This is a genomic window from Paractinoplanes ferrugineus (assembly GCF_016862195.1).
GTDB lineage: Bacteria > Actinomycetota > Actinomycetes > Mycobacteriales > Micromonosporaceae > Actinoplanes > Actinoplanes ferrugineus.
In genome coordinates, this window is the sequence record NZ_BOMM01000054.1 from 14,465 (window position 1) to 37,300 (window position 22,836).

Consider the following 22,836-nt stretch of genomic DNA (forward strand, 5'->3'; position numbering starts at 1 on the left):
CCGTGGCACACGAAAAACGCCACGGGCTACGGATGGATACGGAATTTCGGAGGCTTCGTCACCGACGGTGGCACCTGGTAGTGGAGCAGGGCAAACGACATCATCTTGCTGAACGCCGGGGCGGCCACGTCACCACCGGTGCCGTGCTGGACCTCGGCCGAGACGGCGATCACGAACCGCGGGTTCTCGGCCGGCGCCATGCCGATGAACGACCCGTAGTTGCTGCTCGTGTACTGACCGTCGATGAGACGCTTGCCGGTGCCGGTCTTACCCGCCACCCGGTAGCCGGCGACGGCCGCCTGGGTGCCGGTGGCGTCCTTGGTGTCGACCACGGCCTCCATCATGGTGCGCAGCTCGGCGGCCACGTTCGGGTCGAGGACCTTGTGCGTCGCCGGGGCGGCGGCCGGGGTGACCTTGCCGCCCTTGCCCGAGATCATCGCCTCGACCAGGTGCGGCTGCACGTAGACGCCGTCGTTGGCGATCGCCGAGTAGCCGGCCGCCATCTGGATCAGCGTGGCGTCCACACTCATCCCGATCGGCACCGAGCCGGACGCCGAACCGCTCCACTCGTCCGGCGTGAGGATCTTGCCGGGCGCCTCGAACAGCACACCCTCGTCGGTGGACTTGCCCAGCCCGAACTTCTGCTGGTAGTCGTACACCTTCTGCTTGCCGAGCTTGTCGGCGATCAGGATGGTGCCCACGTTGGACGACAGCGCGAGGATCCCCGGGATCGTCATCTTGGTGCCCTTGGGCTGGACGTGGCTGTCCTGGAACCGGTAGCCACCACGTTCCAGCGCCGGCCCCACCGTCACCGACGAGTCCGGCGTGATCAGCCCCTCCTGCAGGGCCGCGCCGATCATGAACGCCTTGTGCACCGAACCCGGGTCGGCGACGATCGCGCTGGGCACGTCCTCCCGGTCGGTCGGCGAGTAGTCCTCGGCCTTCGCCGCGTTGTACGTCGGGCAGCTGGCCTGGGCGAGCACCTCACCGGTCTTGACGTCGAGCACCACCGCGCCGGCGATGCTCGCCTTCCACGACGTGGCCTGCTCGCAGAGGATGCGCTGCACCTCGTACTGCAGGTCGGCGTCGATGGTGAGCTGCACCGACGTGCCCGGCTGCGGCTCCACGTACTTCTGGTAACCGCCCGGGATCGGCTTGTTCAGGTCGCCCTTGCCGATCTCGAACTCCTGCTTGCCGGCGGTGCCGCGCAGCAGCGAGTCGTAGCGCGCCTCCAGGCCCTCCAGGCCCGAGTTGTCGGCGCCGGTGAAGCCGATCAGGTTGGCCGCCAGGTCGGCGCCCGGCACGTCCCGCCGCTCGTCCTGCTTGACCACGATGCCGCTGAGGTCCATCGCGGCGATCTTCTCGCCGATCGAGATGTCGACACCCTGCGCCAGGAACTCGAAGCGGGACTGGCCACCACCCGGCCGGGTGTGCTTGGTCATCTTCGGGATCAGCTTCGACTGCGGCACGCCGAGCAGCGGCGACAGGATCGCCGCGGTCTTCGCCGGGTCCTTGACCAGCACCGGGTCGGCGCCCACGTAACGGGCCTCGACGCTGTGCGCGAGCACGGTGCCGTCCCGGTCGAGGATGCTGCCGCGCGGCGCGGGCAGCGTGACCTCGGTGATCCGCTGCTCGCGCAGCTTGATCAGCCGCGCCGCGTCGCCCGGCGACGAGGCCACCTGCAGCACGACCAGGCGCACGCCGATCATCACGAACAGGGAGAGCGCGAGCACGGTGCCGAGCCGCAGGCGGCGTACCGGATTGGCGAGCTTCGGCGGCTCGGCGGCCACCGCACGCACGGCGCGGCTCACCCCGGGCGTTTTTTTCGTACGGGCTTGTTTGGTACGCACGGACAGGGGCGTCCGCGGCGACCGCGCCGGTTTGGCCGGTCCCGCCGCCCGCGACCGCTCACCACCGCGGGTCGTGGTCCGCTCGCGCCGCTGCCGAAGCTCGTCGCGCTCCTCGGCCTCCGGCCGGCGGGCCCGCGGCGGCTCCCTGCGGGCCGGTTCCTTGCGAGCCGGCTCCTTGCCGGTGGGCTCCTTCGTGCGCGGCTCGTCCTTGGGCTCGGCCGGCTCGACGGTGGGCCGGCGCCCCCGCTGCGGGCGACCGCCGTCCAGCACCTGCAGAGCCGGCCGGAACGGGTCGGTGTTACGGCCCGCCCGCGGTGAGCGGGTGCGCTGGTCGCGCTCGGCCATGGTGCGCCCGCGCGGGGTGTACGCCCGCGCGTCGCCGATGCCGAAGCCGCGGCCCCGGGCCTTCTCCCCGGTCTCCTCCGGGCCGGTGTCCCCGGCCGGAAGGTCACGAGACGTACCGCGCCGGGGCTGGTTGCCCCGGCGCGGTGTGTCGTCCTCTCGCGGCGACATGTGGCCTACTGCCCCGTGCCGCTCTGCGTCTGGCCGTTACCCACCGATGCCCCGTTCGCCGTGCCGTCCGCGCCCTGAACCGCCCCGCCCTGAACCGCCCCGGTCTGGCCCGCGCCGGTCTGGCCGTTGGTCGCGCCGTTCGCCTCGCCGTTCTGTGTGGTCGAACCGTTCACCGGCGCCACCTTGCCCGCGCCCGCGTCGCCCACCGGGTTGCCGCCACCCGGCGTCGCGGCGTCCTGCGCGGTGATCGCCGGGCGTCCGTTGGCCGGCGTCAGCACGCCGATGATCTTGCCGTCGGGCAGCCGGAGCTTGGCCGGGTTCTCCGCCTTGACCAGGCCGAGCCGGCGGGCCGCCGCGTCGAGGTTGCCCACCTGGGACGCCTCGATCAACTGGTTCTGCACGTCGGCCTGCTGGTTGTCCAGGATCGCGCCCTGCTTCTGCAGGTCGGCGATCCGGAACGAGTTCTCGTTGGTCTTGGTGTTGATCAGCAGGACGCCGAGCACCCCGACCACCACCACGCCGATCACCGAGGCCACGAACGGCGCCCGCGGTGCGCTGACCGGCACCGGCGGAGCGACCCGCAGCCGGGGCGGCGCCGGCACCTCACCGGTCCGGCGGACCGGATCCACCACCGGCGCGTCGACCCGCAGGGCGGCGGTGCCGTCCACCGGAGCGTCCGGCACCGGGCGCCGACCGGCCGCCGGCACACCCTTGCCCCGGTCGCGGGCGGCCCGCTCCTCGAGGACCTCCTCACGGCGGGTCTTGATGGCCGGCTCCGGGCGACGGCCCTTGCCGCGAACCAGTTCGGCCCGCTCACCGCGTACCTCATCGGCCTTGGTGTCGGCCTTGATGCCGGCCTTCTTGCCGGCCGCCTTGCCGGCGATCCCTGACCGGCGCGTGTCGTCTTTCGCACCGGCCTGGCGACGCGCCCCCCGGGCGTCACCTGCCAGGGCGTCCGCATGATCCGTGACCCGGCCCCCCGGCCGCGGCGCAATGCGCTCGCTCATGCTTTCCCCTCCCCCTCATCGCGTTCCCCCGGGCGTAACCGCCCTTGTCCCCCGTGCGTCGACAGACGGGGCCGTTCGCGTTCGGCACCCGTCGTGTCCCGGTCGATCCGCTCGACCGCGCGTAGCTTCACCGAGGCCGCTCTCGGATTGGCCGCTACTTCCTCGTCCGTCGGCGGCTCCGACCCCCTTGTCAGCAGACGCAGGGTCGGACCGGTTCCCGGCAGTTCGACCGGCAGGTCGATCGGCCCGGTGCTGCGCGTCCTCGCCGTGAGGGCACGCTTGACGATCCGGTCCTCCAAAGATTGGTAGCTCATCACCACAAGGCGGCCTTTCGGCGCCAAGGCGTCCAAAGCGGCCGGTACGGCCGACTCGAGCGCGGCGAGTTCCCCATTTACCTCAATACGTAACGCTTGAAACGTTCTTTTCGCGGGATTTCCACCCGTTCGTCGCGCGGCGGCCGGGATCGACTCCTTGACCAGCTCGGCCAGCCGGGTCGTGGAGGTGATCCGCCCCTTCGCCCGCTCCCGCACGACCGCCGAGACGATCCGGGGGGCGAACTTCTCCTCGCCGTACTGCCGCAGGATCCGGACCAGCTGACCGGGCTCGTAGGAGTTGACGACCTCCTCGGCCGTCATCCCCGACGTCTGGTCCATCCGCATGTCCAGCGGCGCGTCCTGGGCGTACGCGAACCCGCGGTCCGCCTCGTCCAGTTGCAGCGAGGAGACCCCGAGGTCGAACAGGCCACTGTGGAACAGGTCGTATTCCAGGTCGGCGAGCACCTGCGGGAGCTCGTCGTAGACCGCGTGCACGAGATGGGTGCGGGCGCGGAACCTGGCCAGGCGGTGCCGGGCGTGGGCGAGAGCCTCGGTGTCCCGGTCGAGTCCGATGAGGACGGCGTCCGGAAAGCGCTCGAGGACCGCCTCCGCGTGCCCGCCCAGGCCGAGGGTGAAGTCGACGTGCACGGCGCCGGGCCGGTCGAGGGCGGGGGCGAGCAGCTCGAGGCAGCGCTCGAGCAGCACGGGCACATGTGTGCCCCGCAGCTCCCCCATGTCGACCCCCCTACGCACCCCGGCCGTTCCCCAAGTCGTCGCACCGGCCCATCCGGGCGTCCTGCCCGCGTCCGTACCGCCAGATCCCCATCCGCTCGTGCCTGGTGCCGCGGCCCGTTGCCAGCGGACACGCTTCACCGGGCGGGCGCCTGGCACCGGGGAAGAGGTGCCAGGAGCCGGAGCGGCTGGAGATCTCGCGTTACGGCGGCGGCGCCGGCCGGGACCGGTCGGGTGCCACGCCTTACAGCCCGCCGGGCAGCACCCCCTCCTCGATGTCGGCGAACTCGTCTTCGCTCGCCGCGAGGTAGTCGTCCCAGGACTGCTTGTCCCAGATCTCCACCCGGGTGCTCGCCCCGATCACCACGAGCTCGCGGCCGAGAGCCGCGTATTCCCGCAGGTGCGCCGGGATGGTCACCCGTCCTTGCTTGTCCGGGACCTCGTCGTGGGCGCTGGCGAAGAACACCCGGCTGTAGGCACGGGCGGCCTTGTTGGTCACCGGAGCCTCCCGGAGCTGCCCCGCGATGCGCTGGAACTCGGGCATCGGGAACCCGTACAAGCAGCGCTCCTGCCCCTTGGTGATCACGACACCTCCCGCCAGCTCATCTCGGAACTTGGCCGGAAGGATCAGCCGCCCCTTGTCATCGAGGCGTGGGGTATGCGTGCCGAGAAACATCGGCCTTGCACCCCCTGCCCCAGCGGTTCGCGGGCCGCTTGTCAACTCGGGCCGACAGGCCTCCCCGGTCGAGCTCCCCCTTCGGCCCTGCTACTGCGCTCCACTCTACTCCACTTCCCTCCACCCGCAAGCCGATTGAGCACGTCGTTGATTGATCGTCAAGCCCAAAACCCCTGGTCATCGACTTGTCCCCCGAGTGGAGGACATCCCCAAGATCAACGTCGTCCGGTACCCGACATCCCCCGTCCGCCCAGGTACATACCACCGCAAAATGCCCTATTTCTTTCGCGCCGACACCGTGTCAAGCCCGCTTGGGGAGGAAAGTGGAGCCCGTCCGGTGGAGCGAAGTGGGGCCTTTCGTGGGGTCTTTCGCGGGTCTTCGGTGGGGCCGTTCGTGGCCCGGACCGGAGCCGCCCGATCGCCGTTCCACCCCTGACGTGGCCGGCCGGCCGGCCACGAGTCGACTCCGGAGTGGGCGCTCGGACCCCGGCCGCGGCCTTGCGCGAAGGCGTAGATCGGCGCCCGCGCACGGTGCTTTCCAGGCGGGACACCGGGGTTTGCTTGAGGCCGCTTTCCTCGCCGGCCGCCGCACCTACTCCCCCGACGGGGCTGCACCGCTCCAGACGATCTGTCCGCCGTTTTGCCGGAATCAGGGTTTTCGCGGCTGTCAAGGCTGGGGATCGGGCCGGCCGCCGACCCACGCGACAGGCCGCGAGCGGGGCCACGAGCGGGGCGGGGTGGCGGTCAGCGAAATCGGCCTGCTCGAGGATCAGTCACTCGAGATCGCCGGGGTGCGGCCCGGCTCGGGGCCAAGCGGCGGGCGGCCCGCTCGGGGCCGGCGGAAGACGACCCGGGGGTCAGGCCGGGTTCAGGGCGGCCTCGCGCCGGGCGGTGCGCTTCCAGCGCCAGACGATGCCTGTCGTCAGGGTGAAGCCGATCAGGGCGGGGGCCAGGCTCATCGGGTTGAGGCCGTGCGGGTTGGCGACGGCGGCGCCGATCACCGCGTAGCTCACCGCGGACGGGATCGAGGCCAGGGTGGTGCCGAGCAGGTAGCGCTTGCGGCAGACCGAGGTCGTCCCGTACGCGTAGCCGATCAGGCCGAACGGCGCCAGCGGGAGGAAACGCACCAGCAGGACCGCGGACAGGCCCCGGCGGTTGAGCCAGCCGTCGAGGCGGGCGAGGCGGCCGCCGGCGCGGGCGTGCAGGGCACCCCGGCCGGCCCAGCGGCCCGCGTAGTAGGTGGCGACGGCGGCGATCACGGCGGCGGCCAGCGCGGTCAAGGCGCCGGTGGCGGCGCCCAGGAGGGCACCGCAGGCGAGCGTGATGGCGGTACGCGGGACGAGGACCGACAGGAGCAGGCCGCCGACCACGGCGATCGCCACCGGCGCCCCGTGTCCCAGGGCCAGGATCGCGTCACCGATGTCACGCAGCGGGAGCAGCGCCGCGGCGGCGGCCAGGCCGCCCACGACCAGCGCCAGCACTCCCACGCGGACCATGCGGCGCTTCCAGCTCATCGAGGCCGGCAGCGCCGGGGCGGTGCGGGCCGGGACAGCGATCAGGGTGTCGGTCATGCAGGCGTACCGCCCCAACTCATCGTCGGTTCATGATCTGGAAACGTGCGGACCGTCAGGTGCTCGCCGCGGCGAGCCGTTCGCCCCGGAGCCGGTCGGCCCAGGTGTCGTCAACGGGAGAAAGGCTATCCGCGCCGATCGCCCAACGCAGTAGCAGATCGGCTATAGCTGGGTTGCGAGCGAGCGCCGGCCCGTGCGAGTACGTACCGAGGATCTTGCCGTGCCAGGCGCCCTCGGTCTGGTTGTCGTTGCCGATGCCGGCGGTCACCCGGGCCAGCGCGGACACCCCGGGGCCGAGGTGGGTGCGGCCGCCGTGGTTCTCGAAGCCGGTCAGCGGCGGCAGGCCCAGCCGGGGGTCGATGTCGCCGCGCAGTTCCCCGACCGCGCGGGTCTCGCCCCGGTCCGAGTGCAGGTCGAGCAGGCCCAGGCCGGAGCACTTGGCGCCCTTCGCGAAGAAGGAGTGACCGAACAACTGGTAACCGGCGCAGATGGCCAGCACGGCGGCGCCCTGGTTGACGGCGCGGTGCAGGCCGCCGTCGGTGATCAGGCGCTGCGCGGCGAGAGCCTGCGGGCCGTCCTCACCGCCGCCGATCAGGTAGATGTCGGCGCTGGAGGGCATCGGCTGGTCGGAGCGGATCTCGTAGGCCTCGACCGGAATGCCCCGCATCGCGGCCCGCCGGGCCAGGATGAGCATGTTGCCCCGGTCACCGTAGGTGGAGAGCAGGTCGGGGTAGATCCAGACGATGCGCAGGGTGCTTTCACTCATGGTTCGACCTTCTGTTTTCCGCCGCGGGAAGGCTCAGAGGACACGGTCCAACTCCGCTCGGATGTCCTGGAACGCCGTGTAGTTGGCGATCACTTCGAGGCGGCCGGCTGGTACGGCCTGGATCGCCTCGTCGAAACTCATTACGTGCCGGAACGGCACAGCGTTCACTTCGAGACGAACTGCCAGGTCGTAGGCCCGGTCCCCGGTGATCAGCACCGGCCGGTCGCGCAGTGGGGCGAAGTCGACGTCGTACAGCCAGGAGGTGTCCAGGCCGTCGGGGTCGCGGGCGTTGACCGACAGCAGGGTGGGTGCCTGCTCGGCCATGTCGAACGCCTCGAGCCAGCTTGCCGGATTCTTGGCGAGGAGAAGCCGGACATTTCGTCCGTCCCGGTCAACCTGCGCGTAACGGCCGGCCACCGACGCCACCGTGGCGAGCCGCGGGAGGGCCTCTATCGGGCGAACCCCGAACTCGGCCGCGACCGCGAGCGCCGTGGCCGCGTTGCCGAGGTTGACCTGACCGGGCAGCTGCAGCTTGACCAGGTGCCAGTCGCCGCGCGGGTCGAGCACGCCCTCGTCCTCGACGCGCCACTGCGGCGCCGGGCGGCGCAGCGGGCAGCCCGCGCACCACCAGTCGCCGCCGGCGCGCTCGATCGGGTGGCCGCTCTGCGGGCAGACGAACGAGTCGTCGTGCCAGCGCTGGCCGGCACTGAACCAGGTGACGTGGGTGGTGCCCTGGGCGGCCCAGACGACCATCGGGTCGTCGGCGTTGGCGACCACGCGCACGTCCGGGTGCCCGGCGAGGGCGTCGCGCCAGAGCTGCGCCATCATGGCGACCTCCTTGGCCCGGTCGAGCTGGTCGCGGGAGAGGTTGAGCAGGGCGACCACCCGGGGGTTGGTGGCGTCGATCACCCGGGCCAGGTAGTGCTCGTCGACCTCGAGGACCGCGAACGGGGTGCTCCCGGCCCGGGCGAGCGCCGAGGTGTGCCCGGTGGGCATGTTGGCGCCGAAGGAGTTGGTGGCGACCTGGCCCATCACCTCCAGCGCCGCGGCGGCGAGCCGCGTCGTGGTGGTCTTGCCGTTGGTCCCCGACACGAGGGCGACCGCACGACCGTTGGCCAGGTGCGCCAGCAGGTCGGGGTCGATCTTGAGGCCGATCCATCCGCCGATGACCGAGCCGTCGCCGCGTCCCGCGGCCCTGGAGAGCGCTGCTGCGGTCTTCGACACGGAGGTCGCGACCTTGGCCCGCAAGGGCATCTTGCCGTCCGTCACGCCAGCGAGGGTACCGGACTCGGCGATTACGTCGAGTTGCGGAGGGCGGGGAGTCTACTTAACCGTTTCTTACCTGCGAACGGCGGGTTACCGGCATTTTTTGTGTGTTCTAGTTCACCCGTAACCTTCCACTCGGCGTGATCACGGAAGCACGACCGGTGATGGCATTTGTCTAGTGGAGATAACAAAATGGACACCCACCTCCATGTCAAACACGGAGAGTGACGAATTGGCGTCCGGCGACGGATAAAAAATTCGGGTAGCAAGGTTGGGCCGGCTCACGACGAGCCGGCCCGCGAAGATCCGGTTCACGCCGAGCCCTGCCCCGGGCCGATCAACGCGGCCACGAGCACCGCACAAAACTTGGCAAGAGGGGGCAGGGACGGGGGACCCATTTCTGGTCCGCCCCGCCACCACCCGCTCCGGTGGTGGGTAACGGGGCACCTCGGGGTGAAGTCGCGAGAGCGACCGGGCACACCTTCCCGCCCGAACCCGACAGCTAACCTCGCAGGCGTGCCGGAGGGAAAACTTTACCGTGCACGAGAACACCTCGAGCCGGCGTCGACGGCTGTCCGTCGCCACCGGCACTGCCGCGCTCTCCCTGGGTCTCTGCCTCTGCGCAGGGCAGCTCATGGCGCCCACCGCGGCAGCGGCCGCCACCCCCGTGGTGGCGGCGGCCCAGGCCTCCGCCAAGGTCACCCCCGCCGTCAAGACCTCTTCGAGCAGCCTCGGCTTCAAGAAGGGCACCCGGACCCGGGTCACCGCCTACTTCTACAACCCTCGGACGGGCACCCCGGTCACCACCGGCTGGGTCCGCCTGGAGGGCAACCGGGGCGGGAAGTGGACGGCCTGGACGGCCACCAAGATCAGCAGCAAGGGCATCGCCACGCTGTACGCCAAGCCCCTGGCGAACGTCTCGTTCCGTGCGGTCTACCTGGGTGCGGGCAACTACAACGTCAAGTACTCGCAGACCTACCGCTTCACGGTCAAGAAGGCCGGCAGCGGGGGTAGCGCCGGCAGTGCGGTCACCAGCGGCAGCGGCGCGAAGGTCCTCGCCGAGGCCAAGAAGCACACGGGCGCGCTGTACAAGTTCGCCGCGGCGGGGCCGAGCCGTTTCGACTGCTCCGGCTTCACCCAGTACGTGTACAAGAAGGCCGCCGGCAAGAAGCTGCCGCACAAGGCCGACGGTCAGCAGGACTACGGCAAGTCCGTCGCCAAGAGCCAGGCCAGGGTCGGTGACCTGGTCGTGTTCCGGTCCGGTTCGTACGGCTACCACGCCGGCATCTACGCCGGCGGCGGCTACATGTACGACTCGCCGCACACCGGCGCCCGGGTCGGCAAGCACAAGATGTACGGCAGCAACTACGTCGTACGCCGGCTCGTCGCTTAAGCAGAACGGTCGGAAAGGGCGCCGCGCGATCAAGCGCGGCGCCCTTTCGGCGTCTACAGGACCACGCTGACCAGACGCCCGACGACCACGATCACCTTCTTGGGCGTACGCCCCTCGACGACCTCGGCCACCGCGGCCAGCGCGGCCTCGCGTACCGAATCCTCGGAGGCGTCCGGTGCCACCGAGACCCGCCCCCGGACCTTGCCGTTGACCTGCACCGGGTAGGTGACCGACTCGGCCTTCAGCTGCTCCGGGTCGGCGACCGGGAAGGCCGTGTACGCCAGCGAGCCGCTGTGGCCCAGCTTGGCCCACAGCTCCTCGGCCAGGTGCGGCGCGAACGGGGCCGTCATCAGCACCAGCGGCTCGATCGCCTCCCGCGACGCGACCGGCAGCGGGGTCAGCGCGTTCGTCAGCTCGATCAGCTTGGCGATCGCGGTGTTGAACCGCAGCTCGTCCATGTCCTCCCGGACCCCGGCGATGGTGCGGTGCAGGTGTTTGCGGGTCTTCTCGTCGACCGGCGAGTCGACCACCCGGACCGCGCCGCTCTCCTCGTCGACGACCAGGCGCCACACCCGCTGCAGGAAACGCTGCGAGCCGACCACGGCGCGGGTCTCCCACGGCCGCGAGACGTCCAGCGGTCCCATCGCCATCTCGTACACCCGGAACGTGTCGGCGCCGTACTGCTCGCACATCTCGTCCGGGGTGACGACGTTCTTCAGCGACTTGCCCATCTTGCCGTACTCGCGGACGACCCGTTCCTCGCCGTGGTACCACTGGCCGTCGCGCTCCACGACCTCCTCGGCGGGCACGATGACGCCGCGGGTGTCGCGGAACGCGTACGCCTGGATGTAGCCCTGGTTGAACAGCTTGCGGAACGGCTCGAACGAGGAGACGTGACCCAGGTCGTACAGGACCTTGTGCCAGAACCGGGCGTACAGCAGGTGCAGCACGGCGTGCTCGACGCCGCCGACGTACAGGTCGACGCCGCCGGAATCGCCGTCCTTCGCCGGGCCCATCCAGTAGGCCTCGTTCTCCGGGTCGACCAGTTTCGCGGTGTTACGGGGGTCCAGGTAGCGCAGCTCGTACCAGCAGGAGCCGGCCCACTGCGGCATCGTGTTGGTCTCCCGGGTGTACGACTTCCGGCCGTCTCCCAGGTCCAGCTCGACGTTCACCCAGTCCTTCTTGCGCGACAGCGGGGTCTCCGGTTCGCTGTCGGCGTCGTCCGGGTCGAAGGTGCGCGGCGAGAAGTCGTCGACCTCCGGCAGGACGACCGGCAGCATCGAGTCCGGCAGCGCGATCGGCAGGCCGGTCTCGTCGTAGACGATCGGGAACGGCTCACCCCAGTACCGCTGGCGGCTGAACAGCCAGTCGCGCAGCCGGTAGGTGGTGGCGCCCCGGCCGTGGCCGTGCTGCTCCAGCCAGGCGATCATCGCGGCCTTGGCCTCGGCGACCTCCTTGCCGTCCAGCCAGTCGCTGTTGATCGCCGGGCCGTCGCCGGTGAAGGCGCCCTCGAAACCGTCCGGGGCCCGCACCGTACGGATGATCGGCAGCTCGAAGACCTCGGCGAAGGCCCAGTCGCGTTCGTCCTGGGCGGGCACCGCCATGATCGCGCCGGTACCGTAGCCGGCCAGCACGTAGTCGGCGACGAAGACCGGGATGCGCGCGCCGTTCACCGGGTTGGTCGCGTACGCGCCGGTGAAGACGCCGGTCTTCACCTTCGACTCGGTGCGCTCCTCGTCGGTCTTCGCCGCGGCCTCCGTCCGATATGTCCGGACAGCGTCGGCGGGCGTGGCGGCGCCGGCCGTCCACACCGGCCTGGTGCCGTCCGGCCAGGCGTCCGGGACGATCCGGTCGACCAGCTCGTGCTCCGGCGCCAGCACCATGTAGGTCGCGCCGAACAGGGTGTCGGGCCGGGTGGTGAAGACGGTGATCCGCTCGTCGCCGACCGGGAAGTCGACGTGCGCGCCCCGGGAACGGCCGATCCAGTTGCGCTGCATCAGCTTGACCGGTTCCGGCCAGTCCAGGGTGTCCAGGTCCTCGATCAGCCGGTCGCCGTACGCGGTGATCCGCATCATCCACTGCTTCAGGCTGCGCTTGAAGACCGGATAGTTGCCGCGCTCGCTGCGCCCGTCCGGGGTGACCTCCTCGTTGGCCAGCACCGTGCCCAGGCCGGGGCACCAGTTGACCGGGGCCTCGCTCACGTAGGCCAGCCGGTGGTCGTCGATCAGGGCACGCCGCTCGACCGGCGACATCTCGGCCCACGGCTTGACCGGCGTCGGCCGGGTGCCGGCCTCGAACTCGGCGACCAGCGCCGGGATCGGCCGGGCCTTGCGGATCTCCTCGTCGTACCAGGAATCGAAGACCTGCAGGAAGATCCACTGCGTCCAGCGGTAGTACTCCGGGTCGGTGGTGGAGAACGAGCGCCGGTCGTCGTAGGCCAGGCCCAGGCGGGCCAGCTGCTTCTTGTACCGCTCGACGTTGGCGGCCGTCGTCACCGCCGGGTGGGTGCCGGTCTGCACCGCGTACTGCTCGGCGGGCAGGCCGAAGGCGTCGAAGCCCATCGGGTGCAGCACGTTGAAGCCGGCCATCCGCTTGTAGCGGGTGTAACTGTCGGTGCCGATGTACCCGAGCGGGTGACCGACGTGCAGACCCGAACCCGACGGGTACGGGAACATGTCCTGCACGTGCAGCTTGGGCGCGCCGGCCCGGGGGTGCGCCGGGTCGGCCAGCTCGCCCGCCGGGTTGGGCGCGTGGAACGTCCCGTGCTCGGCCCACCACGCCTGCCAGCGCAGCTCGATCTCGTTGGCCAGCGCGGCCGTGTAACGGAAGCGCGGAGTCTCTTGCTCGCTCATGGTCGGCATCACAATCTCAACGGGGTCACTCGGTTTTTTCCCGTTGCGGGTCGGCTCAGATGGGCACAAAAAAGCCCCTCACGCAGGAGGGGTTCGCCGTGCTGTGCCCGGCTCGAAACGGCGTCGGGGCCTTCTAGAGGCAGGGGCAGCACGGCCGGCTAAGAAGCAGGAACTGCCGGACCATGCCAAGCATGATACCGGTCGCCGCGCAAGAGCGGCGACCGGTATCCGCGGAGCCGGCCGGCTCCGCGGGCGATTGCCTTTTGCTCCGATCAGATGACTCGCGGCTCCCAGCACCCGCAAACCGCGCGGGCGAGGGAGCCGCGTGCCGTCCGACCGGCGGCAATCGCTGCTGCTTAGGCAGCGCCTCCGTAGACCGCGAGCTCGGTCGAGTCCTGGAAGACACAACCGGAGGCCGCGGGCGGCTGGCCGGCCGGGCAGAGCCCGGCGTTCTGGCCCTGCGTGGTGAGCATCGTGTAGCGGACGAAAGCGACCCCGGTACCGGTGCCGGCGTTCAGCGCGACCACGGTCGGCGTGACCGTCCCGTTCGGGAACGCGCCGGTGGCCGCCACCGTCCAGGTGGTGCCGTCGGCCGACGTCTCCACCCGGAAGTTACCGGTCGAGGCGGTGGGGTCGTCGCCACAGGTGGCGGACGGGTTGATCACCAGCTGGCTGACGTCGACCTTGCCGGACAGCTTGACGATGGCGTACTGGCCACCGGCGGCGACGTCCGAGCCCCAGCCGGAGAGCTGCGACTGGTCGATCAGCTTGACCGGGCCGCACGCGTACGGCGTGTAGTCCGGGCCGCTGAAGCTGACGATCGAGGCGCCGCCGCTCGACGCCGCCCAGTCCTTGCGGACCGTCCAGTCCTTACGGACCGTGTGCGACGGGATCGACAGCGTGGCGACCTGCTGGTCGTACCCGGCACCGCGGGCGAAGACCTTGGCGTACGTCCCCGGAATGATCCCGGAGATGGTGTACGTGCCGTCCGCGGCCGTGGTGGCCTCGAGGTCACCGGCGAAGCCGGAGGCGTGGCCGCCGAAGCCGACGGTGAGGCCGGAGACCGGGCCGCCCGTGTCGGTGTCGGTGACCTTGCCGGTGAGCGCGCCCTTCGGGGTGTTCGCCGACGGCGGCACCGAGAAGTCCTCGACCGGCTGGGCGTCGTTGCCGTCCAGGGCGGCGGCGAAGTAGCCCATGCCGCGACCGGCGAACACCTTCCAGATGGTCTTGGCCAGCTTGCCGTCGTTGACCACCAGGTCGGCCGCGAGGATCGAGTTGCGCTGGTCCAGGAAGGACGGGTTCTCCGGGGACAGCTCCATCGCCCGGGTCACCAGCGACTCGGCCTGCTTGCTGCCGATCGCCTTGCGCAGGTCCCACAGGGTCTGCGCCCAGATCTCGCCGTCGGCGTGCACCTCCGGGCCACCCCGGTAGATCCGGCCGAAGTCGCCGTAGGTGTAGCCGCCGGGGCCGCTGTTGGCGGTGCCGGGGCAGACCGTGGCGGGCGCGCCGACGGTGCAGTCGAGCGGTTCGCTGCGGATCGTGGTGCCGGCCGTGACGTACTTGCCGACCAGGACGTCGCCGATCGCCGCGGTGTCCTTCTCCAGACCCTCGTTGATCAGGTAGTCCATCGCGTACCAGTCGCTCCAGGCCTCGCCCATCGAGCCGGCCTGGACGTCGCCCAGCGTGGAGTTGCCGTTCGCGTCGACCACGAGCCGGTTGGACAGGCCGTGGGTGTACTCGTGGTAGACGATGTCCGACTCGTCGCCCGAGTTGCCCGCGATGAACAGGTCGTCCGGCAGGAAGAGGTACATCTGCATGACCGGCGGGGTGCCGTCGGGCGGGGTGTTCATGTTGGCGTTGTCGACGTGGTCGGCGTCGGGCAGACCGTCCGCGGTGTTCGCGCCGTCGTCCGACTGGCCCTGCACCGCGTCACCGTCGACGGCCTCGAAGTTGCCGGCCGTCCGGGTGAAGCCGATCGGCTTGGCGAGCAGGTGGTCGTGCCAGGTGCCCAGGAAGTCGTACATCTGGACCGCGTTCTGCTCGCGGTTGACCTGCCACGAGTTCGGCGTGTTCGGGTCCCACGAGCACTTGTACTGCGCCGAGCACTTGCCGCCGACGGTCGCCGAGAAATCGGTGAACGGGTAGGCGAAGCTCTTCTTCGCGGACGGCTTGACCTCTTCGGTGGGGTTCGCCACGTTGTCGTCGTTGACGTCCGAGTAGACGTGCGCGACGTTACCGGCGAGCCACGGCGAGTTGTTCGGCAGCCACTTGCTGAGGTCGACCTTCTTCTGCACGCCGCCCTTGGGCGCGCCCGGGTAGTTCGACCAGGCCAGGCCGGCGTCCGCGTCGACGGTGTTCTGCCGGTAGAGGATCTCGCCGCTGGCCGCGTCGACGACGTGCACGTAGCCCTCGTCGACCGCGACCGTCTGCCAGGCCAGGCGGGGACCGCCGGCGGCCTGGAAGTAGACCAGCTTGGCGTTGCCGCCGTCGGAGAACGTGGTCTTCTTGACGGCACCCGCCTCGGTCTTGGTGACCTTGGCGGCGGAGTTGCCGAACACGTCCTTGACCGCGGCCGCCCGCGCACCGGTCGCGGTGATCTTCGCGGTGCCGGCCGCCGCCGGAACGGTCTGCAGCGGCGAACCGTCGACCTGGACGAGCCGGCCGTCCTTGGTGACGTGCGCCTTCAGTCCGTTGCCGAACACCGGGACGCCCCCGACGGTCTGCACGAAGCTGAGGTGGTGCGTGCCCTCGACGTCGACGTAGTCCTGGCGCAGGGTGAGGTTCGCGAGCGTCGTGGCGTCGAGGCCGAAGACGTCGGAGTGGGCGGCCAGGTAGTCGCGAGCGACCTTCTCGGGCTTCTGCTTGCTCTTGGCGGTCAGGAAACCGTCGAGCCGGGCGACGCGGCGCGGCGTCCCGGTGGACTTGTCCATGTCGACGATGCCCTGGATGCCGAGCGAGTCACGCAGCTTGCTCACCGCGGCGGTGGACGCCTGCGGAACGATCGAGCGGGCCAGTGCGGCGGTCGGCTGGGCGGCCGCGGCGGCGCCGAGGCTCTCCCGGCTGTCGTAGTCGGCGCGCCGCTGGTCCTTCTGCCGTCCGGTCGCCTCGGCGGCGCCCTTGCCCTGGTCCGGTGCCGCCTGGGCGGTGGCCGGCAGCAGGCCGGCGAGCAACAGCACGCCTGCGGTCGCCGCCCCTACCCGCCGGGTCACGGACGGTACGGATAACGGTCTCAAATTCTGCCCCTCTCGGCCGGGCCGCACTGGTGCGGCCCGTCGAGGGCTGACTCTTCATGAAGATCGGGAAATGTAACTAGGCCGATGTCTGATTCTTTACCCATCCGATATGCGTGTCCGGTTGACGATCATCGAACAAGGGCTGCCGACCGCCCTCGGCGGTTTGCTGTGATCGGGCTAACCTGTGGGGACGGGCGCGTGCTGCTCTCTCTTCAGCGGCACTTTCAGCGGCACCGCAGCCGCACCCGCGGCGAGAACGACTTGGAGGAGGCCCGTGACAACCCCGACCTGGGACGAGCCCGGTGGACCGATGACCGGCGAGGACTTCCGCATCGCCACGCAGGCCATCATGCAGAACATCGAGCAGGTCATCGAGGGCAAGAGCGCAACGGTCCGGCTGGCGCTGGCCGTGCTGCTCGCCGAGGGCCATCTGCTGATCGAGGACGTGCCGGGCGTCGGCAAGACCAAGCTTGCCAAGGCGCTCGCCCGCTCCATCGACTGTTCCGTGCGCCGCATCCAGTTCACCCCCGACCTGCTGCCCAGCGACGTGACCGGGGTCAGCGTCTACAACCAGGAGACGCGCGACTTCGAGTTCAAGCCGGGCGCGGTCTTCGCCAACCTGGTGGTCGGTGACGAGATCAACCGGGCCTCGCCCAAGACCCAGTCCGCTCTCCTGGAGTGCATGGAGGAGCGGCAGGTCACGGTCGACGGCACGACCTACGAGCTGCAGGCGCCGTTCATGGTGATCGCGACGCAGAACCCGATCGAGATGGAGGGCACCTACCCGCTGCCCGAGGCGCAGCGCGACCGGTTCACCGCCCGCATCGCGATGGGCTACCCCGACCCGCGCGCCGAGCTCGCCATGCTGACCGGCCACGGCGCCCACGACCCGCTGAACGACCTGCGCGCGGTCGCCGACGCCGCGATCATCCGCCGGTTGATCGCCACGGCCCGTGACGTGCACGCCGCCGAGGCCGTCCAGCAGTACGCGATCGCGCTGGTCACCGCGACCCGGGAGGCCCCGGAGATCCGGCTCGGCGCGTCGCCCCGGTCGACCCTGCAGCTGATCCGCACCGCCAAGGCCGTCGCCGCGCTCGAGGGCCGCGACTACGTCCTGCCCGACGACCTGCAGGCGCTCGCCGTGCCGGTGCTCGCGCACCGCATCATCCCGACCGCCGACGCCCAGCTGAACCGGCGCACCACCGACGCGATCGTGTCCGAGATCGTGCACCGGCTGCCGTTGCCGCACGAGCGCAGCCGCTCCCCGTACGACACCCGACCGTCCGCCGGCGGGGGCACCCAGTACGAGTCGCGGGGGCGCTGATCATGCGAGAGGCCCTGCGGGGACTCACCACGCGCGGCCGATCCTTCCTCGCCGCGGCGGCCGCGGCGGGCATCTCGGCGATCGTCCTGGGCGAGCGCGACCTGCTGCGGGTGGCGGTGCTGCTGGCGGCCCTGCCGCTGCTCGCCGCGGCGTACGTCGGGCGCAGCCGCTACAAGCTGGCCTGCACCCGCTCGCTCGAGCCCGGCCGCGCCCCGGTCGGGTCCAGCGCCCGGGTCGTCCTGCGCCTGCAGAACATGTCCCGGCTGCCCACCGGCACCCTGCTGCTCGAGGACAAGCTGCCGTACGCGCTGGGCAGCCGCCCCCGCGTCGTCCTGGAACGGCTCGGCGCCCACCAGGCCAGCTCCGTCGCCTACACGGTGCGGGCCGACGTGCGGGGCCGCTACCCGATCGGCCCGCTGGTGATCCGGCTGACCGACCCGTTCGGCCTGTGCGAGCTGACCCGCTCCTTCCCGAGCGTCGACCGGCTCACCGTCATCCCGCAGGTGGTCGCGCTGCCCACGGTGCGCCTCGCGGGTGAGTACGCCGGAACCGGCGACAGCCGCGCCCGCTCGGTCGCGGTGCACGGCGAGGACGACGCGGCGACCCGCGAGTACCGCCGCGGCGACGACCTGCGCCGGGTGCACTGGCGCTCGACGGCCCGCACCGGTGAGCTGATGGTGCGCCGCGAGGAGCAGCCCTGGGAGAGCCGGGCCACCGTGGTGCTCGACACCCGGGTCTACGCCCACCGCGGCGAGGGCCCGACGGCCAGCTTCGAGTGGGCGGTGTCGGCCACCGCCAGCATCGCCATGCACCTGCGGCACGCCGGTTACAAGTTGCGCCTGGTCACCGGCTCCGGCATCGACATCGACGCCGCCGAGACCGCCGGTGAGGGCGCCATCCTCGACACCCTCGCCGACGTCAAGCTCTCCCAGAGCGGCGACATCTCGGTGCTCGTCGAGCAGGTCCGCCGCCGCTCCGACGGCGGCCTGGTCATCGGCATCTTCGGCGCGCTGACCGTGGCCGAGGCCGAGCTGCTGACCGGTCTGCGGGGCAACGGCGCCACCTGCATCGGCTTCGCCATCGACAGCACCACCTGGGTGGCGATGGCACCCGGCGAGCGACAGGAGTCCGACCGCGAGCACGCGGCCGCGGCCCTTGCCCTGGTGCACGCCGGCTGGCGGTCGGTGCCGGTCACGCACGGCTCGACCCTGCCCGACCTGTGGCCGGCCGCGGCCCGCGGATCCAGCGGGTTCGCCTGGCGGGCCGCCATGGCCGAGACCGTCGGCGGGGTGATCCGATGACCGGGCGCCGGCGCCTCGGGGTCATCGCGGCCGGGGCCACGCTGCTCGCGGCCGCACCGATCTCGTCCATCTTCGACTCGTGGAACTGGCTGCTGCGCTGCATCCTGGCCGTCGGCCTGGTCGCCGGGGCCGCCCTGCTGTCGCGCACGCTGCGCTTCCCGGTGTGGGCCCAGGCGGTCGTCCAGGTCGTGGTCCTGCTGCTCGTGCTGACCTGGATGTTCCCCAGCGGGCACGAGGTCCTGATCCCGCAGCCGGCCACGTTCACCCACTTCGCCGAGCTGTTCCAGCAGGCCGGGCAGGACGCCCGGTCCTACGGCGTACCGGTGCCCGACCGTGACGGCCTGCTGTTCATCACGGTGCTCGGCGTCGGCTCGGTGGCGATCGTGGTCGACATGCTGACCGTGGTCGCCCGCCGCCCGGCGCTGGCCGGCCTGCCGATGCTGGCGATCTACTCGGTGCCGGTGGCGGTCTACGTCGACAGCGTCCCGGTGCTGCCGTTCATCATCGGCTCGATCGGCTTCATGTGGCTGCTGGTCTCCGACAACGTCGACCGGGTCCGCCGGTTCGGCCGCCGCTTCACCGGCGACGGCCGCGACGTCGACGTCTGGGAGCCGTCCCCGCTCGCCGCGGCCGGTCGCCGGCTCGGGGTGGTCGGGGTGGCCGCGGCGGTGCTGCTGCCGCTCATCGTGCCGACCGTCAGCGGCGGCCTGCTGTCCCAGATCACCCAGAGCGGCAGCGGGCTGGGCCAGGGCGCCGGGGGCAGCGGCGGCGGGGGCCGCATCAACCTGTTCGCCTCGCTGTCCGGCAAGCTCCAGCAGAGCGACACGGAGCAGCTGCTCAAGCTGACCACCACCGAGAAGCAGCCGTTCTACCTGCGCTTCGGGGTGGCCGATCAGCTCACCGCCCAGGGTTTCGGCAACCGCACGCCGGCCGGCAACTCGGTCAACCGCGGCCTGCCCGACCCGCGCGGCGGCACCGCGGGCGGCGACTTCCAGCAGTACCGCGCCCAGATCGAGGTCACCGACGCGCTGCGGCAGAACATGCTGCCGATGTACTCCAACACGGTGCGCATCAGCGACCTCGGCAGCGGCTGGTCCTTCGACCCCAACCAGCAGGTGATCTTCTCCGGCCGCAACACGACAAAGGGCAAGAAATACGACTTCGATTACGTACGGGCGTCCTACACGCCCACCGAGCTGCGCACGGCCGACCCGCTCGGCAAGGACAACCCGGTGCGTACGCAGTTCACCAACACCCCGCCCGACGACGAGGTCAACGCGCTGGTGGACGGCCTGGTCAAGGGCAAGACCACCGAGTACGACAAGATGCGCGCGCTCTACGACTACTTCTCCAAGGACAACGGCTTCAGCTACAGCCTGTCCACCCAGTCGGTGGGCAACGCGTCCGACATCGCCGCCTTCCTGCGTACCAAGGTCGGCTACTGCCAGCAGTACGCCGCCGCGCTCGCCTGGATGGCGCGGGCCGCCGGGATCCCGGCGCGGGTGGCGTTCGGCTTCACCCGCGGCACCCCCGACAACGGCTCGTGGTCGATCACCAACCGCAACGCGCACGCCTGGACCGAGGTCTACTTCCAGGGCTTCGGCTGGATCCCGTTCGACGCCACCCCGGCGGCGAACGTACTCGGCGCGGCCCGCTCCGACTACGCGCCGGACATCGACGCCCCGGTCCCGACGGCCTCGTCGTCGACGGCCACGACGGCGCCCGGTGCGGGTTCCTCGGCGGCGGCCGCCGGTGCCGACGAGGCCGACCGGGGCGGCAACAACCCGGCCGCGACCGGTGGTTTCGACACCGCGACCGACAAGACGTCGTCCACCGCCCTGTGGATCGTCGGCCTCATCGCCCTGCTGATCGCGTTGTTGCTGATCCCGGCGCTGCGCCGGGTGCTGCTGCGCCGCCATCGGCACGCCGCCACCGCCCTCAAGGCCCCGAAGGTCGTCTCGGCCACCGGCGGGGCGGGCGGCGGCCCGCTCGACATCGTGGTGACCCCCGAGGCCGCCCGCGCCCGCGAGGACGCCCACGCCGCCTGGGAAGAACTGCTCGACACGATGATCGACTTCCGGATCCCGGTCGACCCGACCGAGACACCCCGGATCACCGCGCAACGGCTGATCAGCGACGCCACCCTGCTCGAGGAGCCGGCCACCGCGGCCACGCTGCTCGGCACCGCGGAGGAGCGGGCACGGTACGCCCGCCAACCGCTGCAGGGCGGCGAGCTGACCGTGGCCCTGAACCGGGTCCGCAGGGGCCTGGCCCACTCGGCCGGCCGCCGCACCCGCATCCAGGCGGTCCTGCTGCCCCCGTCGGTGCTCCTGCGCTGGCGCCTCGGCCTCGCCGAGGGCTCGACCCGCCTGGTGACCCGCTCCGGCCGCTTGCGAGACACCCTGTCCCGCTTCAGCCCACGCCGCTTGCTCCCCCGAAGCCGCTGACCCACACCCACCGAACGCCACCCCCGCACCCGGGGGTGGCGTTCGTCCTTTCCCTGCCCGACTGCGCCCGCCCCGCCCCGCCCCGCCCCGGCCGCCGGCGGCATCCGCCCGCTTCAGCGGACTCGCTCCGCGTCAGCGGGCGTCGAGGAACCGGGCCAGCCAGGCGTCACCCACCGCCCCGAACGGCTCCTGGCGCCAGCCGATCCGGTCGAGCAACTCGTCCGCCGTGGCGCGGGCCTGATCGATCACCTCCGCCGGATAGCCGTAGAGCACCTGATGCTCCTCGAACTCGTCCTCGTCCAGCAGCCGCACACTGCCGTCCCACAGCCGCACCACGTCAAGGTCGAGATCGACCGCTTCGACCACGCCCTCCTCGCGCACCGGCACACTGGTCACATCGACATACATCGATAGATTTGGATGTGATGGCCCGTTGAACGACGCCACGAAGGCCCCGTCAGCCGGCACCAGCACGATGAAGTCGTAGTCCGCCACCACCGGCTCCTCGAAGCCCCGGCGCATCGACGTGCCCCGCGGGCACCCGTACCACCAGCCGAACCCATCACTGCCCAGCGGCTCGGCCAGAAACCGCCAATGCCGTTTGCCGCCCCACTTCGTGAACCGCAACTCCATCACCGCGCGACCCCCGCTCCGTCAGATGCGCTGTCCAGTCTCCCCCGCATCACCCCGACAGTGGACCGCCCGTCCCTCACCGGATCGCCCTGGCCCAGCGCACAAACGGAACGAAAAACGCGGCGAGTCACAAAGGCGCCGGACCCACCCAGGACCGGAAGCCGCAATCACCCCAGAGACAGCCCTGAGTAATAAAAGCGGGCATATAGCCTTGAAAATCGCGCCAGGTCCGAAGCGGGCAGGTGCGGTCCGGTCACGGGCGCAGCCCAGCCGCGGGGTACAGCCAGTCGCACGCCCCAGCCGATCGCGGGCACAGCCGATCGCAGGCGCAGCCGATCGCAGGCGCAGCCGATCGCAGGCGCAGCCGATCGCGGGCGCAGGCCCAGCCGCGCGAGGCGGCCCCATCATGCGAGAGGGCTCCGCCGCGCAAAGCGGCCCAGTCACCCAAAGCGGCCCCATCACGCAAGACGACCCCGCCACGCAAGGCGGCGAGGTGACCCACCACGTGGCGATGACCCACGAGCCGGCGGCCACGAGGGTGGCGATGGCGGTCTCGGGTCGCGACCCGGTCGCGCGCGACGGTGGCGGCGGTCCCGTTCGCAGTAGCGGCCGTGGCGGCACCGGTCGCAGTCGCGGCCCGGTCGCGCGCGGTCGTGGCGGCGGTCCCGGTCGCACTCGCGGCTCTTGCGACAGTCCCGCTATCGGTCCTGTTCGAGGTCGCGGTCGCGGTTCCGGTCTGTTCGGCGTCCGAGCACGCGGCGCGGTCGCGGTCCGGTGGGGCAGCCGCGCGCCCGGCCGGAGCAGCGGCTACAGCCAAGATCAGCGGTTACGGCCGGGGAAAACGGCGGCGCGACCAAGATCGGCGCATACGGCCCAAGATCGGCGGGCACGGCCGGAACGGCGGCGCGACCAGGATCGGCGGGGCGACCAGGATCGGCGGCGCGACCAGAAACGGCGG

Annotated in this window: 14 protein-coding genes and 1 riboswitch; of the genes, 4 read left to right on the top strand and 10 right to left on the bottom strand. The window is 71.1% G+C overall.

Features of this window, described 5'->3' with window-relative positions:
* Positions 1-26: 26 nt before the first annotated feature.
* The 7 genes from Afe05nite_RS30720 to Afe05nite_RS30750 all read right to left on the bottom strand — a co-directional run bounded on the left by Afe05nite_RS30720 (position 27) and on the right by Afe05nite_RS30750 (position 8,683).
* The gene (locus Afe05nite_RS30720; RefSeq protein WP_203820749.1) at positions 27-2,363 is read right to left on the bottom strand and encodes a peptidoglycan D,D-transpeptidase FtsI family protein; all 2,337 of its coding nucleotides are present in this window, start codon (positions 2,361-2,363) and stop codon (positions 27-29) included.
* A gap of 5 nt (positions 2,364-2,368) precedes the next feature.
* On the bottom strand, positions 2,369-3,370 hold the full coding sequence (gene ftsL, locus Afe05nite_RS30725; protein ID WP_203820750.1) for a cell division protein FtsL: 1,002 nt from the start codon (positions 3,368-3,370) through the stop codon (positions 2,369-2,371).
* Positions 3,367-4,419 (bottom strand): 16S rRNA (cytosine(1402)-N(4))-methyltransferase RsmH, encoded by a 1,053-nt coding sequence (gene rsmH / locus Afe05nite_RS30730; RefSeq protein ID WP_203820751.1) that lies wholly within the window; start codon positions 4,417-4,419, stop codon positions 3,367-3,369. The genes ftsL and rsmH overlap by 4 nt, the downstream gene beginning before the upstream one ends.
* A 241-nt stretch (positions 4,420-4,660) precedes the next feature.
* Positions 4,661-5,092 carry a division/cell wall cluster transcriptional repressor MraZ gene (mraZ, locus tag Afe05nite_RS30735; protein WP_203820752.1) on the bottom strand — a complete coding sequence of 144 codons (432 nt, stop codon included), beginning with the start codon at positions 5,090-5,092 and terminating at the stop codon, positions 4,661-4,663.
* An 857-nt stretch (positions 5,093-5,949) separates the two neighbouring features.
* Entirely contained in the window at positions 5,950-6,663 is a 714-nt protein-coding gene (locus tag Afe05nite_RS30740) for a TVP38/TMEM64 family protein (protein ID WP_203820753.1), read from the bottom strand.
* A 55-nt stretch (positions 6,664-6,718) separates the two neighbouring features.
* Positions 6,719-7,429: a type 1 glutamine amidotransferase gene (locus Afe05nite_RS30745; protein WP_203820754.1), complete on the bottom strand. Its 711-nt coding sequence runs from the start codon at positions 7,427-7,429 to the stop codon at positions 6,719-6,721.
* 33 nt (positions 7,430-7,462) lie between these two features.
* A complete protein-coding gene (locus tag Afe05nite_RS30750) occupies positions 7,463-8,683 on the bottom strand; it encodes a MurT ligase domain-containing protein (protein WP_203820799.1) in 1,221 nt (406 codons plus the stop codon).
* A gap of 408 nt (positions 8,684-9,091) precedes the next feature.
* A riboswitch (cyclic di-AMP (ydaO/yuaA leader) is annotated at positions 9,092-9,227 on the top strand.
* Positions 9,228-9,233: 6 nt separating this feature from the next.
* Between Afe05nite_RS30750 and Afe05nite_RS30755 the strand changes: the two genes are divergently transcribed.
* Positions 9,234-10,088 (top strand): C40 family peptidase, encoded by an 855-nt coding sequence (locus Afe05nite_RS30755; RefSeq protein ID WP_239118308.1) that lies wholly within the window; start codon positions 9,234-9,236, stop codon positions 10,086-10,088.
* A gap of 53 nt (positions 10,089-10,141) precedes the next feature.
* Here Afe05nite_RS30755 and leuS read toward each other — a convergent pair whose 3' ends face one another.
* The gene (leuS, locus tag Afe05nite_RS30760) at positions 10,142-12,949 is read right to left on the bottom strand and encodes a leucine--tRNA ligase (protein WP_203820755.1); all 2,808 of its coding nucleotides are present in this window, start codon (positions 12,947-12,949) and stop codon (positions 10,142-10,144) included.
* Between the two features lie 347 nt (positions 12,950-13,296).
* Positions 13,297-16,149, bottom strand: coding sequence for a M36 family metallopeptidase (locus Afe05nite_RS30765; protein WP_239118309.1), 2,853 nt, complete (start codon positions 16,147-16,149; stop codon positions 13,297-13,299).
* A 298-nt stretch (positions 16,150-16,447) separates the two neighbouring features.
* Here Afe05nite_RS30765 and Afe05nite_RS30770 point away from each other — a divergent pair, with 298 nt between their 5' ends.
* Genes Afe05nite_RS30770 through Afe05nite_RS30780 form a run of 3 tightly spaced genes read left to right on the top strand, consistent with a single transcriptional unit; the run spans position 16,448 to position 21,245 of the window.
* The gene (locus Afe05nite_RS30770) at positions 16,448-17,497 is read left to right on the top strand and encodes an AAA family ATPase (protein ID WP_203820756.1); all 1,050 of its coding nucleotides are present in this window, start codon (positions 16,448-16,450) and stop codon (positions 17,495-17,497) included.
* A 2-nt stretch (positions 17,498-17,499) separates the two neighbouring features.
* The gene (locus tag Afe05nite_RS30775) at positions 17,500-18,798 is read left to right on the top strand and encodes a DUF58 domain-containing protein (protein WP_203820757.1); all 1,299 of its coding nucleotides are present in this window, start codon (positions 17,500-17,502) and stop codon (positions 18,796-18,798) included.
* Entirely contained in the window at positions 18,795-21,245 is a 2,451-nt protein-coding gene (locus Afe05nite_RS30780) for a transglutaminase TgpA family protein (RefSeq protein WP_203820758.1), read from the top strand. The genes Afe05nite_RS30775 and Afe05nite_RS30780 overlap by 4 nt, the downstream gene beginning before the upstream one ends.
* Positions 21,246-21,377: 132 nt before the next feature.
* Here the strand turns inward: Afe05nite_RS30780 and Afe05nite_RS30785 are convergent, their stop codons facing one another.
* A complete protein-coding gene (locus Afe05nite_RS30785) occupies positions 21,378-21,878 on the bottom strand; it encodes a DUF402 domain-containing protein (RefSeq protein ID WP_203820759.1) in 501 nt (166 codons plus the stop codon).
* Positions 21,879-22,836: the final 958 nt, after the last annotated feature.